Annotated in this window: 12 protein-coding genes and 1 tRNA gene; 3 read left to right on the top strand and 10 right to left on the bottom strand. The window is 55.0% G+C overall.

Going from position 1 to position 14,184, the window contains the following annotated elements:
* Nucleotides 1-361 precede the first annotated feature (361 nt).
* Nucleotides 362-1,972, top strand: coding sequence for a hypothetical protein (locus AABE20_RS06355; RefSeq protein WP_338332313.1), 1,611 nt, complete (start codon nucleotides 362-364; stop codon nucleotides 1,970-1,972).
* A 342-nt stretch (nucleotides 1,973-2,314) separates the two neighbouring features.
* Here the strand turns inward: AABE20_RS06355 and AABE20_RS06350 are convergent, their stop codons facing one another.
* The 8 genes from AABE20_RS06350 to AABE20_RS06315 all read right to left on the bottom strand — a co-directional run bounded on the left by AABE20_RS06350 (nucleotide 2,315) and on the right by AABE20_RS06315 (nucleotide 9,722).
* A complete protein-coding gene (locus AABE20_RS06350) occupies nucleotides 2,315-3,469 on the bottom strand; it encodes an FAD-dependent oxidoreductase (protein WP_338332312.1) in 1,155 nt (384 codons plus the stop codon).
* 8 nt (nucleotides 3,470-3,477) lie between these two features.
* A complete protein-coding gene (locus AABE20_RS06345; RefSeq protein WP_338332311.1) occupies nucleotides 3,478-4,299 on the bottom strand; it encodes a glycosyltransferase in 822 nt (273 codons plus the stop codon).
* Between the two features lie 32 nt (nucleotides 4,300-4,331).
* A complete protein-coding gene (locus AABE20_RS06340; protein WP_338332310.1) occupies nucleotides 4,332-5,273 on the bottom strand; it encodes a hypothetical protein in 942 nt (313 codons plus the stop codon).
* A complete protein-coding gene (locus tag AABE20_RS06335; RefSeq protein WP_338332309.1) occupies nucleotides 5,263-6,117 on the bottom strand; it encodes a sugar phosphate isomerase/epimerase family protein in 855 nt (284 codons plus the stop codon). Before AABE20_RS06335 ends, AABE20_RS06340 begins: the two co-directional genes overlap by 11 nt.
* Nucleotides 6,114-6,917 carry an NAD-dependent epimerase/dehydratase family protein gene (locus AABE20_RS06330; RefSeq protein WP_338332308.1) on the bottom strand — a complete coding sequence of 268 codons (804 nt, stop codon included), beginning with the start codon at nucleotides 6,915-6,917 and terminating at the stop codon, nucleotides 6,114-6,116. Before AABE20_RS06330 ends, AABE20_RS06335 begins: the two co-directional genes overlap by 4 nt.
* A gap of 633 nt (nucleotides 6,918-7,550) precedes the next feature.
* Entirely contained in the window at nucleotides 7,551-8,081 is a 531-nt protein-coding gene (locus tag AABE20_RS06325; protein WP_338332307.1) for a glycine zipper family protein, read from the bottom strand.
* A gap of 309 nt (nucleotides 8,082-8,390) precedes the next feature.
* Nucleotides 8,391-8,467 (bottom strand) — tRNA-Arg (locus AABE20_RS06320).
* A gap of 112 nt (nucleotides 8,468-8,579) precedes the next feature.
* Nucleotides 8,580-9,722: an alpha/beta fold hydrolase gene (locus AABE20_RS06315; protein ID WP_338332306.1), complete on the bottom strand. Its 1,143-nt coding sequence runs from the start codon at nucleotides 9,720-9,722 to the stop codon at nucleotides 8,580-8,582.
* Nucleotides 9,723-9,779: 57 nt separating this feature from the next.
* Here AABE20_RS06315 and AABE20_RS06310 point away from each other — a divergent pair, with 57 nt between their 5' ends.
* Entirely contained in the window at nucleotides 9,780-9,995 is a 216-nt protein-coding gene (locus AABE20_RS06310; protein WP_165992026.1) for a zinc-finger domain-containing protein, read from the top strand.
* A 93-nt stretch (nucleotides 9,996-10,088) separates the two neighbouring features.
* A complete protein-coding gene (locus tag AABE20_RS06305) occupies nucleotides 10,089-12,461 on the top strand; it encodes a protein-disulfide reductase DsbD domain-containing protein (protein ID WP_338332305.1) in 2,373 nt (790 codons plus the stop codon).
* A gap of 82 nt (nucleotides 12,462-12,543) precedes the next feature.
* Here AABE20_RS06305 and AABE20_RS06300 read toward each other — a convergent pair whose 3' ends face one another.
* Together AABE20_RS06300 and serS are read right to left on the bottom strand one after the other, a co-directional pair.
* Entirely contained in the window at nucleotides 12,544-12,879 is a 336-nt protein-coding gene (locus AABE20_RS06300) for a DMT family transporter (RefSeq protein WP_338332304.1), read from the bottom strand.
* Nucleotides 12,880-12,915: 36 nt separating this feature from the next.
* A complete protein-coding gene (gene serS / locus AABE20_RS06295) occupies nucleotides 12,916-14,184 on the bottom strand; it encodes a serine--tRNA ligase (RefSeq protein ID WP_338332303.1) in 1,269 nt (422 codons plus the stop codon).

The following is a 14,184-nucleotide window of genomic DNA, read 5'->3' as shown; positions in this document are numbered from 1 at the left end:
TGAAAATAAGTTTTGGAATGAAAAGAATATTTTATCTCGGGATCAGACTGTCTACGATTGCCTTATTTATCGTATTCCTCGTTTTCCAGTCTCTGGATCTGGCAATTAATGTACCGACATTCCACCTTGATGGTGCCTTTCAGACTGCAAGTGGGCTATTCCGTCTGGATGCAGGCCAGTTACCGGGGCGGAATTTTTTCCCCTACTTAGGTATTGGTCCCCTTTTCCTACTGTATCCAATTTTCAAACTCTCTGGTAGTTGCCTGACATCCAGTGTGTTTTCAGCAAAATTTATTACATTGCTGTTCGGTGGTTATCAATTTCCTTTCTATGGAAACTGGTTTTTCGCTCCCGGAATATAATGTCGGCCCTAATCGGTGGTGCTGTCATATTCAGCATACCCTTTGTGACCCAGAACCATCATATTCTAAAACATTTCAGCTTTGCTATTGAACCCGGAAATTCCATCCGCCCTATTCGGAGCAGCATTGTTTATCTTGTTTCCATATGCATGTTTTACATCACAACCAAAGTAAACAACAAAACATACAGAAACCTGCTTATGGGTCTTGTAATAGGAATTTCTCTATTATGGTCCAATGACTTTGCACTCATAACAGGGTTAATGTATTCCATCTTCTGTGCAGCATTCTTTTTTATAGATGATAGAAAAACGTTCTTCAAAAACTGTTTCACTACGGTTCTCATATCCGTAGCGACATGGTCTTGTTTGATTACACTCGCAACGGGCGGACATCCGATCCCGTTATTGAAATATAATTTTCAAGACGTTGCTCAAGACCAGTGGTGGTATTTTCCACCGTATGGCATGAATGGTCGCATTTGCAATATTATACAGCTTTACAGGCTGATTATAAGCCATGCAGGAGAATACAATAATGTAATCCCTTGCTTATTGATGATTTTTTATCTGTTGAAATCATTTTTTCTTAAAGACGTAGAAGATATGCTTATCGCATTTATTGGCATATCTCTATTCGGTGGGGGGTGCATAGCAACTGTAGGTGGGCACATATCTCAATATTTTGACGCTCTCCATTTCTGGTCATTTATTGTGATCGCGTTACTCTTGATTAAATTCATTTATATTACAACGTTCAAGATTATTCCAAACGCCAACTGGAAGAAAAACATTGATTACGCTTTATTTTGCACAACATTTGCCTGCGTTCTGTTTGGATTTTTCGGAATAATTACAAAATATAATAGCGATATTTCTTTTGCCAAAACTGATCCAAAACGATTTTACATTGGAGAGTACAAAGGGTATCTCGGGACTGAATGGACAGACTATATTACCTTTATTCGGCAGCATAAAAACAATGCCGTTGTAGAAGAATACTGGGGATTATGGAGTTCATTAACGCGTCAGTTTTCTTCATGGCCCGTGGATTCCGTCATCCATGCCTTAGGCAATACCCGGAATATCGTGCAAAAATCGCTGGGGAAAAGTGATTTTGTCATTACGACAAAATCGAGCGTTTCTGCAGAATGGCAGCATTGGAGCCTTACTCAGAATTTTTGGTTTTATAAAAAGATCCTGTTAAATTATCACCCAATCATGTTTTCAGAAAAAACAGTCGTATGGAAGAAAAACCCTCAGGAAATAAAAGAAACTCCAGCCTCCTGCTCTATTGTTGATAACAAAAACATAAAAATTGAAAATGAAGATTCCGGTGTTTTTTATGTCAAACTGAATTATCATTCACATAATGGTGGAAGATACATTCTGTTTTTCAGAAACAACATCTCTTATGCAGCAGATGCTCACGGACACGCATCTCTTCCAAATAAAGAATCTGTTGTGGAATTTCCTGTATTTTTGAAAAAAGGATCAAATACTATTTTTGATTCAACAATTATGGGGAATAATTATCATGATTTTTATATAAAATCCTGTGAAGCCTATAAAATGCCAGACATAGGGAATAGTGTATTCAATATTGAATAATATTATATTTTAGGCCCTTTTGGAAATTCGACACGATGATTTTTCAAAAGGGTCCATTTGTATCCGCATAGTTAACATTACGCGTAAGACAAGGCGACTTCCCTGAGTTAGACGTTCTCGCCCCCCATACACTCAATCAACCAACGATCTTTGGGCTACGAGAGCAAGCATTCCATCAGAACAGCTGTGGCCTATAAATACGCATGAACCATGGCAATGCAGACCATCGGTCACTCCCAACTCTACCAGAGCTTACCACAGGCATCCCACGCGGCAGTTCAGCCCAACAGCAGAACCCGGCACAGGCAAAGTTCCTTGCGCCTTTTTAAGCTACGGACAACATCAATCCTGTTGTTCCGGCCTCAACAAATAGTCAGTATTGGCATTTTTATAATCTGGAATAATCTGCGCGATCGTATCAAACAGATCATAAATATTATCGATCTTTCCCCCCATAACGGAATAAAACCCCGGCTTTGCAGAATGCTGGTGCAGCAGAATGGGGCGTCCATCATCCCGTTCATTACGGGTCAGAACGGTTTTTACGTCAAAAAGAGATTTATGGTAGGTAATATGCTCTGCGCACGGAAGGTAGCGCCGTGCATCAGCCATCATGTGTCGCCAACGTGTTCTTTCAACCATGGTGTCAGCCTGCCCGTAGGTGTTGGCCTTGCCTGATTGATCAACCCAGCTTCTGTGCGGCGTATAGCGCACATGCGTAAGAGAATAGAGGCCTTCCGCCGGATAAGGCATAAGCGAAAAGAAGGGGCCATCCATAATGGTCACGGCCTTGCCTGCCAGTTCCGGCGGGGGGGCGACAAGAGCGACTTCAGCCAGTTCGTATTTCAGGGGTAATGGTGCAAAACCACTGGCCATGGGTAAGCGGTTCAACCCGCCATATGTCACATTGAACAATTCCCGGCAGTTCACCACCCGCCCGGATGCCAAATGCAGATAATTCACACCATCAGCCATGGTCACTTTTTCCGCAGTTTCACCGTAGGCTATGGTAATGCCGCTCGCATCAAGGCGTTTTTTCAGGTTATCGCGTAGAATGCTCCAGTCAAAAGCGTATTCGGTGCATTTGAAAACACCTTCCACCAGATCATTATTGAACAGCGCGGTATCTGGCGCGCTGGCCTCAACGATCGGTGCGTCCATGTCCTGAAACATGCGCAAGAAGCGCGCGGTCGAAACCTTGCTCTGCCGCCGGGCGATGGCGTAAAGCATCTGGAAATCGTCCACCACTGCGTTTTTGAAGTCGCGCACGAATTTGGTGCTCAGGTCGCGCGAGCGTAGGGCCGTCACGAAGCTGCGGGGATAATGAAACCCGAAATGCACGCGTGCCTGATTAACCCGCGAGGCACGGGTCAGCAATTCCTCATGCTGTTCGATAATAAGGATACGGTCCGTCACGCTCCGTAGGAACAATGCCAGACAACACCCATAAAAACCGCCGCCAACGATAATAACGTCGTATTCGGGTCGGACAGACATCTGGCACTCTATTTCTGTGTGGCGGGGTGATAGGTTCCACCCAGTGTTTTGAACAGTACAAGCATCAGATCAAGAAGTGCCCGGATGCCGGAAATCTTGGTGGGGACGGCTTCATTCGCCGGGTAAATACGGCTGGTGGGCAGTTCCTTCACCCGGTAGCCCAACTGGCTGGCACGCACGGTCAGATAGGCCAGAAGTTCGTAACCCATGAAAATATTACGGAAAGGCTGTGTGCGGCTGTCCAGCAGGTAAGCGCTGGAGTAAGCCCGGTAACCCTGCGTGGTGTCGGTCAGCCACATGCGTGCCCCTATGCTCAGCAGCGGGGCATGGATCAGCCTGATCGCCAGCAGTCGAGAAAGCGGCGTGTTTTCGGCATGTCCGCCTTTAATGAAGCGTGATGCCTGCACATAGCCATACCCCTCATCAAGGGCCTGAGCAAAAAGGGGCAGTGTGCTCACCCCATCCTTGCCGTTTCCATCAATGGTGATGATCCCGTCATACCCTTCGATCAGCGCCCATGCATAGCCACAGCGCAACTGCGCCGAAAGCTTACCCTTGCCGGTTTTGACCAGAAGGGCGCGCACACCGACCTCTTCCAGAAAAGGCCGTTCCAGCGAGCCATCCGTGGAGCCACCATCGACCACCACAACATCGACCCCGCTGTTCAGCGCGTGCATTTCGCGCAGTTGGCGCTGGATGCGCTCCCCCTCGTTGATAACAGGAACGATAATGACATAACGCGACTGCCGCGGGCGGAACACCGTTGCGGTGAAGGCAGGCACCTGCCAGCCACGATCGGCGATGGCGCGTTGCAGGTCGTTCTCACACATCAGAAGAGTTCCATTTCAAAGCATGCAGCACGTCAGCCAACCTCCACATTGCGGCAGCCAACCTTGTCAAAAAAACTGATATTGGACAGTTCCGCCACCACGATCCGATCGCTTGTGCCCTGCAGAACATCCAGCACAGTGACAAGGGCCAAGGCAATAAGCGACATGCCCGTTGCAATGAAGGCGGTTGATGCGGCCTCGACCACCGCGTTGGAAAACCACCCTTCCTGCACATGCGGGCGTAACAGTACAATGGCGATAGCATAGGCAATATAAGCCATCGTGCCCAACACCACCAGAAACCCCATAAAGGCATAGCCCTTCAGGTAGCGTGGGGCATCACAAAGCATGACTTCGCGCAGGAGTTCATAACGCCCGGACAGGTTACTGCCCTTTGTCTGCTTTTTGGGAATATCGAAATGGCAATAGCGCGTGAGCGAAACCCGCGCCTGAAAACGCAGGTCGAGCACGGCGCTGCGGCGGACAAGCAACGTATTCAGCCATTCGCGCGGGATAATGAGCGTGCGGGCCGCCTGCGCTGTAATGATATAATGGGAACTGAACGCAAGCAGGCGATAAGTCCATGCCGTGGGTGCGGGAACAGAGAACCAGCCCGCAAGAATTTCATTCCGGTCCTTTGATTCTCCCAGTTTGCGGGTCAGTTCCTCCACAGAAATTTCATCCGGGTCGTACAGGGCCACCACATCACCAATCGCTTCACGCGCGGTTACCAGACGCCGGTGGTAATAATGCGTACCTTCGGTTGTCAGGATAATGCGGAGGTTGGTCAGGCCTGAAATCTGTTCGGCCATCGCATCCAGTTCGCAACGATACTGCTCCTCCATAACATAGAGGACTTCGAAGTATTCAAACGCCAAGGAGAGTTTTGCAATAACTTCCGCCAGACGCGGAATACCACGGCGGGGGCCGTGTTCATCAATCACGCCGACCGAAACAAGGATGTCACTCCGCATGGCATGTATCTTCAAGGTTAGAGAAAACCTGTGCGGTCAGGGCAAGTCGGGTGGCAATTTCATGCAGCAAATTACCTTCTGGCGCGCGCATTTCCAGCGAAAACCAGTTGCGATAACCTAGCTGCAACAATGTCCGTGCGATGCTGGCAAGAGCTTCGGGGCTAGCGGGGGCCGGAGCAAGGCTCGGCTCGCTCAAATGCACATGCGATACATGGCCACGGGCAGCCTGATAGATTACGCCTGCATCGCCTGTCTCGGCATTGGCATATAGAGCGCCCAGATCGTAATTCAGCGTAATGCCGGGGTGGTTGAGGGCGGCAACAAACTCGGCTGTTTCCGCCACGGTTGTAAGGAAGTTGGTGCCGTAGCTTGCCGGGTTGGGTTCGATGGCAATGCGCGTGCCCGCCCTGACGGCGTGCTCACCCAACCGTTGAAAGACCTCGGCCGCATGGGCATGCGCCTCGGTTGAAGACATACACGTGGGATAGGCACGATTTTTTGGTGAGCCAAAGACCAGATTGGGAATGCCAAGACACTCGGCCAGCCCGATCGCACGCAGCATGGCCTGCTCAAACTGGCTCTGTTCGGCAGAGGTGCCAAATAACTGCGCCCTCACAACGCCAAACAGCAAAGACTGCATCGATACGGGTTGAAGCCCGAATGTGTCCAATTCATTGCGAAAGGCCGAAGCGGCGGCAGGTGACGGAGCAAAGGGGTCTGCCTCATCGGGAAAGGCAAGGCCGGGCGCTATTTCCAGTCCCGCAAAGCCATATTCGCGCATCAAGGCATAAATGTCGCGGGCCTGTGCGGGTTGCCAGGCAATGTTGGAAATAGCCAGTTTCACGCTGTGGCCTCGGCTTCAAAAAATGTTTTGAGGTCTTCCATCACCATGGCCCGGCTGAACAGGTAGGGGCCTGCCCCCCCAAACACATCGGCATGGATCGAGCGCATATCCTCATTCACCAAGGGGGGGGCGTTGTTGCTGAATGTTTTGCCGGTCAATTCGTAGCAGATCTGTGCCGCGTCCTGCGGCTCGGAGCAAATATTGACCACATCAAGCCCGGCATTGACCACCCGATTGATATCCGCACCAAGACGCTGGACGTTATAGAACTGAAACTGACTGGCGCTATTGGTAAAATTGCGGGCAATAAAGCCAATGCGCTCAAAGGCGGCTTCGAGCACACCCCGTTCCTGCGCGGCCTGTAATTGCTTGCGCGCAAGCCCCCACATCTTCAGGTGCTCATCAAAGGTGTAGAACTGATTGAGCAATGCCATCTCAGCAAGAGTAAAATCCCCAGCAAGAGCGGCAAATCTGTCTGGCTTGATAAAGGATGGCACCGGGTTGAGCAGATCAAAGATAAAGTTCTTCTTCAGCCCCGGCCCGAACAGGGCGGGCAGGCGCAGGATATGGCAATTTGCAAACTGCGCGGCCAAGCGTTCTTCAAGCTCGCGGCGATGGCGGCCATAAGCTTTGTTTTGCTCGTAACGGGCGTTTACTTCCGTGTATCCGGCGGACATATCGTCCAGCACAGCAATGCTGGAGATCAGTATGAAGTGCTTTGCTTTGATCGTACCAATATTGTCAATCAGGCGGTTCAGATTAGCTCTGTCCTCCTCGGGGAACTGATTAGCGGCCCACATGGTCGCTGGCGCCGCAGCACAGACGACGCGATCAAAAGAATGTCCTCTTATGTCGTCAATATTTTGACTATTATATGCATGACTAAAAGATTCTGTTTTTGATATAACAGATCCTATAAATCCTGAAAAACCTATCAATGCATTATTGGACATATGATTATAATTTACCCCATACCTTTTTAACCAAGAAAGCGCAAAACACTCTTATATATACTCAAAATACATATTCACTCGCTTCATTGGAAGACGTTGTATTTTTTATATTTATTAAAATTTTCTTTCTTGCATCATAAATTATGACTTAAATCTGATTCTTTTCCATAATCCCTCATTATCCTGATCACGCCAAAGCGGCCAACCTATGACGATCCGGGCTTTAATCACCCCAAAACAGGATGGCAATATCCGAACTGCTCCGTATTGACCGCAGTGGACTGCCAACGGGTTTATGCCGGTTGATTAAGCGTTTCAAGCGTTCAACAAAAACAGACAATACCGGCAGCCGTTCCGCCGACATGACCCCGGAAAAGATCTTTATCCGCGCCCCACGGGCGGTCATTCAGGCCATATCGCCGCCTGTATTCTCTCCTTGAAAACGGAGAGAATACATTACCAATCAAACGGGAATACGCCCTAGTCCAGCTCAATCGGGGCAGAAGCCTGACCTGCCGCCGGGGTCGTGGGCTGTGCCGAAGTATTATGGGGGGCTGCCTGAGTGTGGTGTGTAGCCCTATGTTTGACTGTACCATGCCCGGATGCCTGCTGCGGGTTATTATAACCGGGCAGCACGTTATGATAGGCAATCATGCATTGAACATACGCATTATCATACTGGGTTTGTATGCCGCTCTGCTGGCTCTGGGAATAAAGCCCGCCACCGCCTGCACCACCCAGTGCGCCAGCGGCAGCACCAATACCCGCACCTGTACCACCACCAGCAGCAGCGCCCAGACCAGCCCCAAGCGCTGTTGTTGCCAGAGCGCCATAAATGGCCTTGTGGTTCTGGTGTTCCGCCTGCCCATTAACAGCGGCGGCAGCCTGTGTGCGGCAGAACTGCTGTTCTTGCACAAAAACATTATAATCCTTGCCCGGAGGGGGCAGAACCTGAACTGTCGGACCCATTGGGGTTTCGGCACAGGCGGACAAAGACAGAAGTCCTGTCATGGCAATTGCTGCTTTAGTATTTATTTGCATAAATATCTCCAGATCAAATCACTGCAAAAATATTCTATGATACTATTGGGGGAAGATGAAAAGGGCTATTCCAAAATTACCACACCCGCAAGACAACACTCAAAAGCCGGGTGCATAACACCTGACCGGAGCCTGCCCTACAGCAGTCAGGACTCGGGACCATCCAATAGACAAATGGCGGCTATGGCAGAGCGGGATAAAACCCCTACAACCACAAATGAATGCGCGCTGCCCGAACTGATGAGCCACAGAAAAATCTGTTTGAATCATAAAATGGATTGGTGGACCCGACGCGATTCGAACGCGTGACCTTTGCCTTCGGAGGGCAACGCTCTATCCAGCTGAGCTACGGGTCCGTTGGCCTTTCTCCTAACCTAAAGCGGGGGGCGTTGCCAAGCCTTTATCTTTCATGCCCCACCCAAGCTGCCCGCACAGGGCCAGAACGCCCGATATGGGGGGCATACACACCTATGGCGGAGCCACACCATCCAGCCGGGCAGGCAGAAACCACGCCGGGTTATTATGGCCCGGTCCGCTGGCCCCACCGTACTGGGCCAGCCACACAGCGGACGCCACATCCCCTCCCGATGGCAAAAAACGCTCGGGCTGGATAATCCAGCCTGCAATGTCATTCAGGGCAAGAGCGCCCCGCCGGTCTCGCAACAAAAGGTGGTGCCCCCCAGTGACAAGGTCCAGCCGAACATTGGGTGGAACACCCTGCCACACACGCACCATAGCCTGTGGGGGCACAAGCTGGTCCTGATCGCCATACAGGCACAAAACCGGGCCACGTAGGTCAGGGGCCACGTGGGCTGCACGGCGCATGAGCGTCACCAGCCCGCGCAGGGCCTCCAGCCGGGTCTGGCGCAAGGTCAACGGGTTATAATACAGGCGGATAAGGGCTGCGGGGTTATCGCTCGCCACCACATGCACCGGCAACTCCCGCCCGGTTACCAGACGCCTGGGAAAAAACGTTGCCAAAATATCCAGCGGAATATCCGCCCCCACCCCAAGGTCCCATACAGCGGGGGCAAGCAGTATGGTCCCCGCCACATTTGGCGCATCCGGCCCGGCCATAAGGAGCATAAGAACGGCCCCACCCATGCTCTCGCCCATAAGGTAGAGCGGCACACCCGGGTGGGTGTGGCGTACCTGCTCCACCTCCTCCCGCGCATCGGCCACAAGCCGGGTAGCACCTGCCCAGCCACCCCGCATGGCGGTGCCGCCAAAACCGCGTATATCCGGGGCGACCAGCGTAATCCCCTGCCCTGCCAGCATGGGGGCGGAATATTCCCATGCATCACGGCTATCATTAAACCCATGCAGGGCCAGCACTACGGCCCGTTCCGGCCCGTGCGCCCGCCAGATGCGGGCGGGTATGGCCGTACCGTCATGCAGTGTGAGCACCCTATCGGGCGGGACAAGGCGGGCAGCAGCCGCATAACGCGGAGGGGGCACGGGGGCGGGCGGAGGAATGCTGGTACAGCCCGCAAGCACAAGCAGCGCACACCCGAACAGAGGCAAAACCCTGCTCCAGCGGCGGCGTAAACCTTTGCTCACGCGTATGGGAAAAGATGCCTGCTGCACAACCACGGTGACAATGCGTATCATCCCCCCAGACTTTGCGCCATATCCGTGCATGCCAACCAGATACAAGGCTTTGAACCCATGCTTATCCAACCGGCAAACCCCATCCCCCGCCCCCGTCTGGGCCATGTGGAAACCATTTTGGTGGACCAGCGTAAAATTGCGTGTGATGGCGGGCTGGGCCAGTTGGGGCACCCGCGCGTCTGGCTGAAAATTGGTGACCACCAGACCGTCTGCCCATACTGCTCGCGCCTGTTCGTGCTCCAGCCCGGCGCACAGGCCGACTCCGGGCATTAAAACTGGTACGGGCCGCACGATCCATTTCCCTCATACGCAGGCTTTGCGTATGCTGCCGCTTTTAGCCCTGCCCCGTGTTGAAAGCTGACATTGATGCGCCGCCCTGCCCGCTCCGCCTCCCTGCCACCCAGCCCCACGGGCCAGCACCCCCCAACCCGGCGCTGCCTTGCCCGCCCGCGCGGCCCCCTGCGGCCCGGCAGCCTTGGGCTGGCGTGGCGACTGGCCGCGGCCATGGCCTGCGCGGCCGTGCCGCTCCATGGGGCAATCGCTGCGGAAAGTGCGCCACTGGTCAGCCCCCACAGCACCGCCAGCCTGATAACCGATGCCAGCACCGCCAGCGCCAGCACGCCCCTGCATGTGGCCCTGCGCCTGCAACTCCGGCCCGGCTGGCACACATACTGGCTGAACCCCGGAGATGCAGGAGACCCCGCCAGCCTGAGCGTAACCGCATCTGGCGCGCTGCAAGGAACAGCCGGAGCCATTACCTGGCCAACACCACAACGCATAAGGGATGCCTCCCTTATGTCTTACGCCTATACGGGCGATGTTGTTCTGCCAGTTACGGTGCACCTACAACCCGGCACGCCAGATGCGCATGGGCAGGTCAGCCTGAACGCACAGGCCAGCTGGCTTGTCTGCGAGCAGTCCTGCATTCCAGAGGACGGTACCTTCACCCTGACCCTGCCCACAGGCGCGCCGTTGGCCTCCGCTCAGGCATCCCTGTTTGTGCAGGCGGCACAGCGCACACCCGTGCCCTCGCCTTACCCGGTTACTCTTACCCCGGCGGGGGTGCTGCATGTGCAGGCCCCCGAACTGAACAGGCAATCCGTGGCGGATGCATGGTTCATGCCCGAAGAACGCGGACAGATTGCCGAAGCCGCACCACAGACGCTGACATTTGATGCAGATGGTCTGTCCCTGCGCCTGCAACCCGTGGCGGGGTTTATTCCGAACAAACCCGTTGCCGGTATTCTGGTCCTGCGTGACCCGAATGGAGCCGAGCGCGCCCTGAGTGTGCAAACCACCCCACAACCGGCCCCCACCGCCACAACAGGCACGGCTTCGGCCCCAATACCAGCACCATCCACCACCTTGCCCGTGGCGGCTCCCCCAACCGCCACAACGCCCCTCCCGGAGCACAACGCACCCGCTGGGGTCAGCCCCGCCCCCCCAGAACCGGAGCAGACCCCAGCCACAACCGCAGACGGGGCTATGCCGCATGCCGCCAGCAGCATGGCGGACCTGCTCCGCTTTATTGCACTCGGTCTGCTAGGCGGGCTGGTGCTGAACCTGATGCCCTGTGTTTTTCCCATTCTGGCCATGAAGGCCCTTGCCGTGGCCCGCATGGGCCTGAGCGAACGCAAACACCAAAAACACAGCGCCATAGCCTATGCGGGCGGGGTTATTGTGGGCTTTACGGCCCTTGGTGCGCTGGTCATGGGGTTGCGACTTGGGGGGAGTGCTACGGGTTGGGGGTTCCAGTTCCAGTCCACTGTGTTTGTGAGCATGATCACATGGCTGCTCTTTGCCATGGCGCTTAACCTGCTGGATGTTTTTGCTTTTTTACCCCCGGCATTTGGGGCTGGCAGCCCGCAAAAGCACGGGCTTGCGCATGATGTGCTGACCGGCCTGCTGGCTGTGGCCGTGGCCTCCCCCTGTACCGCGCCGTTCATGGGGGTTGCCATTGCTGGCGCACTGGCTGGCCCGCCACTGACCGGGCTGGTGGTTTTTGCAGCCCTTGGCGTTGGGCTGGCCGCCCCTTACGTTGTTCTGGCTTTTAGCCCCGCACTGGCCAGCCGTCTGCCACGACCCGGCGCATGGATGGATTATTTACGCCAGTTTCTGGCCTTCCCCCTGCTGGGAACATGCGTGTGGCTGCTTTGGGTTGCTACGGTGGAAGGTGGCGCCACCACAGCCCTACTGCTGAGCGCGGGCATGGTGTTTCTGGCTTTTGCCGCATGGGTTTATGGCATTGCCCAAAAGCGCCAGCGCCTTGCGGGGCACAGCCGGAGTTGCACAGCCCTGTATGGCGTAGCCCTGCTTGGGCTGCTGGGGGCCATGGCCCTGCTACCAGCCCTGCGCCAGCAAGCCCCGCAACAGCCAGACACACACCCGGACCTACCCGCCGGGACGGAGGTTTTCTCTCCTCAGCGGCTGCATGCCCTGCACGCACAGGGCAAACCCGTGTTTGTGGATATGACGGCGGCATGGTGCATTACCTGCCTTGTGAACGAGCGCGTGGCCCTGAACACCGCTCCAACACAGGCCGCCATGGCCCGCTATGGTGTAACCACCCTGCGCGGAGACTGGACCCGCCGCGACCCGGTCATAACCGCTTTTTTGCATGCCCATGGGCGTGACGGCGTGCCGTTTTACCTCTTTGTACCCGCAAAGGGCGATGCCGTGGTGCTCCCCCAGATTCTGACATCCGGTCTGGTGATCAGCACCATAAGCCCCACACCATAAAACGGTTTACACTGGCTCCACCGGCATGACGCTTACCCCGCAACCGATAACCCGCACGGGGTAGGCCCAATGCAGCGCTCCTTTAATGCGTGGCGGACGAGAACAGGTTAATGACCAGAACCCCAGCCAGAATAAGGACAATACCGGCAATGGCTGGCCCATCGAGCGTCTGCCTTAAAAACACTGCGCCAATAAGCGAGATCAGCACAATACCAACGCCCGACCACAAGGCATAAACCACACCCGCAGGCATGGTTTTGAGCGGGATGGACAAAAGGTAAAACGCGCACCCATACGCAAGCAGGCTGATCGCCGCAGGCACCCACCGCACAAACCCCTGCGAGGCCGCAAGGCAGGCCGTGCCAATAACCTCTGCCACAATGGCAATGCCCAGTAACAGCAATGGCTGTTGGGTCATGCCCCCATGCCCCGGCTGGGGGCTGCGCGCCAGAGCTTACGCAATACGCGCAAGACCGCCCATATAAGGCCGCAGAACTTCTGGCACGGTTATGGAGCCATCCTCGTTCTGGTAGTTTTCCATGACCGCGATCAGGGTACGCCCCACAGCCAGACCCGAGCCGTTAAGGGTATGCACAAAAGCCGGTGCCCCTCCGGCCTGCGCACGGTACCGGGCATTCATGCGGCGGGCCTGAAAGTCACGCGTGTTGGAACACGACGAAATCTCGCGCCATGCATCCTGCCCCGGCAGCCATGCCTCCAAATCAAAAGTTTTAGCCGCGCCAAAGCCTGTATCCCCGGCGCAAAGCAGCATACGGCGGTAGGGAATGTTCAGTTTTTCCAGAACAGCCTCGGCACAGCGGGTCATGCGCTCGTGCTCGGCATCACTCTCCTCGGGGGTGGTGACACTCACCATTTCCACTTTTTCAAACTGGTGCTGGCGCAGCATGCCCCGCACATCCCGCCCCGATGCCCCGGCTTCGCTCCGGAAGCACTGGCTGAGTGCCGTCATACGCAGGGGCAGGGCCGCACCCTCCACAATATCCCCCGCAACAGACGCGGTCAGCGGCACCTCGGCTGTGGGCACAAGCCAGCGGCCATCCTCGGTTCTAAAGGACTGGTCGGCAAATTTGGGCAGTTTGTCAGTGCCGTACATGGCGTCATCATTCACCAGTACGGGCACCTGCATTTCCACGTAGCCATGCTCGGTCCCGTGCAGGTCGAGCATGAACTGGCCCAAAGCGCGCTCCAGCCGTGCCAGCCCGCCACGCAGCACCACAAAGCGCGAACCGGACAGCTTGGCGGCCGTGGCAAAATCCATCTGGCCCAGTGCCTCACCCAACTCAAAATGCTGTTTGGGGGCAAAGGCAAAAACGGGTTGGGTGCCCCATGTGTGCACAACCACATTGGCACTTTCATCCGGGCCATCTGGCACGGTTGCGTCCAGCCGGTTGGGCAGGGTGGCCAGCAGGGTTGTGGTCTGGTTGCCCAGACTGTCCACTTTTTCCTTCAGCCCTTCCATGTCCATGCGCAGGCAGGTCCCTTCGGCCTCCAGCGCTGCGGTGTCTCCCCCTGTGCGTTTGAGGGTTCCGATCTCACGCGCCAGCGTTTTGCTGCGGGTCTGCTTGTCCTGCAACTGGGTCTGGGCCTGCCGTTTTTCCTCATCCCATGCCAGCAACTGCGCAGATACGGGGGCCATGCCCCTGCGGGCCAGATCCGCATCAAACGCGGTGGGGTCGGCTCTGAGGGCGCGGATGTCATGCAT

Source organism: Acetobacter zythi (assembly GCF_963921165.1).
In the GTDB taxonomy this organism is placed as follows: domain Bacteria; phylum Pseudomonadota; class Alphaproteobacteria; order Acetobacterales; family Acetobacteraceae; genus Acetobacter.
This window is presented reverse-complemented; position numbering and strand designations above follow the sequence as displayed.